Raw genomic sequence first — 1,398 nt, 5'->3', positions numbered from 1 at the left:
GATGACCCCTCACGATCTCGCCGACATCGAAGCCATCAAGCAGGTCAAGTACCGGTACCTGCGCGCGCTGGACACCAAACACTGGGACGACTTCGCCGACACGCTCGCCGAGGACATCAAGGCCGACTACGGGCCGTCGCTCGGCAACGAGTTGCACTTCACCAACCGCGACGACCTGGTGGAGTACATGCGGACCTCGCTGCCCGCGAACGTCATCACCGAGCACCGGGTGACCCATCCCGACATCACCGTGACCGGCGACACCGCAACGGGCAGTTGGTATCTGCAGGACCGGGTGATCGTCGCCGACCTCAACTTCATGCTGATCGGTGCGGCGTTCTACCGCGACACCTACCGGCGCACCGACGCCGGCTGGAAGATCGCCCAGACCGGCTACGACAGGACCTACGACGCCACAATGTCGTTGGAAGGCATGAACTTTCAGGTCAAGCCCGGCCGGGCCCTGGCCACCGAGGGCAGCTGACCCGCTACTTGGTGATGGCGATCACCGCGCCGGGCTGCAGCCATTTCATGATCGACACCAGCTGAGCGTCGTCGACCGCGACGCATCCCTCGGTGGGCTTCCCGTCGGTGGTGTGGAAGAAGAACGCCGCGCCGCCGCCGGGGGTCTTGTTCTTGTTGACGCCCATCACGACCGCGTGCTTGTACTGCGGGATCTGCAGGTTCTCGCTCTCGGCGGTGTTGAACGGGCACTGCGCCTTCTGGCACACCTGCATGGAGTTGAAGGTCGGGCTGTGGTCGTCGCCGCTCCACCAGTGATTGGGCCCCACCTGCGTATACGGCAGCGCCGTACCGGGATTGGGCGCGGTGCCGAACGCGGAATCCAGGGTGTAGACCCCCATCGGGGTGGCCGGCACCCCGCTCTTGGCCTGCGGCGCCATGCCCGCCGAACCGACGTGGGTGGGAACGCCGGTCCGCAGCGCCTGCCAGCCGGCGGCCGTGCGCTGATAGATGTCCATCGTCGCGTTGGACCCGCCGGTGCTCATCACCGAGACCACCTGCGTCGCATTGCCCACGGCGTTGGCGAACCAGGGGGCGCCGGCCGCCGCGGCGAGCGGCGCCAGGGCCAGCGACGCGAAAAGTGCGCACGCCGAAGCGGTCAGCGAGGCGAGCAGTCGGCGCATGACCTCAATCGTCAAACCCGCGCAGCGCCAGGTCAAGTAAAGGTTCGGCCCCGGTTAGGTCACCGGACCGTGATCAAATCACCGGCGTCGCAGGCATTTCGGGAGACCGGCGCGCCCGCGGGCCGAATCACCGTGAAACACAACAGGAAATACAGGTAGCCCAGCGACCAGCCGGCCAGCACGTCGGACGGGTAGTGCACGTTCAGCGCCACCCGGGAGATCCCCGCGGCCAGCACGCTCACCGCGACCGCCG

3 protein-coding genes are annotated in these 1,398 nt (G+C 67.0%); 1 reads left to right on the top strand and 2 read right to left on the bottom strand.

All coding sequences use genetic code 11. The features are described from left to right. Position 1: 1 nt before the first annotated feature. The gene (locus A5713_RS17065; RefSeq protein ID WP_068097418.1) at positions 2 to 484 is read left to right on the top strand and encodes a nuclear transport factor 2 family protein; all 483 of its coding nucleotides are present in this window, start codon (positions 2 to 4) and stop codon (positions 482 to 484) included. A gap of 4 nt (positions 485 to 488) precedes the next feature. Here A5713_RS17065 and A5713_RS17060 read toward each other — a convergent pair whose 3' ends face one another. Both A5713_RS17060 and A5713_RS17055 read right to left on the bottom strand, forming a co-directional pair. Continuing rightward, positions 489 to 1,145, bottom strand: a complete 657-nt coding sequence (locus A5713_RS17060) for a L,D-transpeptidase (RefSeq protein WP_067926860.1) — start codon at positions 1,143 to 1,145, stop codon at positions 489 to 491. Between the two features lie 59 nt (positions 1,146 to 1,204). Beyond that, positions 1,205 to 1,398, bottom strand: a 194-nt coding sequence (locus tag A5713_RS17055) for a phosphatase PAP2 family protein (protein WP_156751919.1), incomplete at its 5' end; no start/stop codon positions are given.

It is taken from the genome of Mycobacterium sp. E2497 (assembly GCF_001668695.1).
Taxonomy (GTDB): domain Bacteria; phylum Actinomycetota; class Actinomycetes; order Mycobacteriales; family Mycobacteriaceae; genus Mycobacterium.
Note: the sequence above shows the minus strand (reverse complement) of the source record. Positions and strands in the feature narration are given on the sequence as shown.

Bases quoted from the DNA above. Each gene is read 5' to 3' on its own strand.
- A5713_RS17065 (WP_068097418.1), top strand. From the start codon at position 2: ATGACCCCTCACGATCTCGCCGACATCGAAGCCATCAAGCAGGTCAAG.
- A5713_RS17060 (WP_067926860.1), bottom strand. From the start codon at position 1,145: ATGCGCCGACTGCTCGCCTCGCTGACCGCTTCGGCGTGCGCACTTTTC.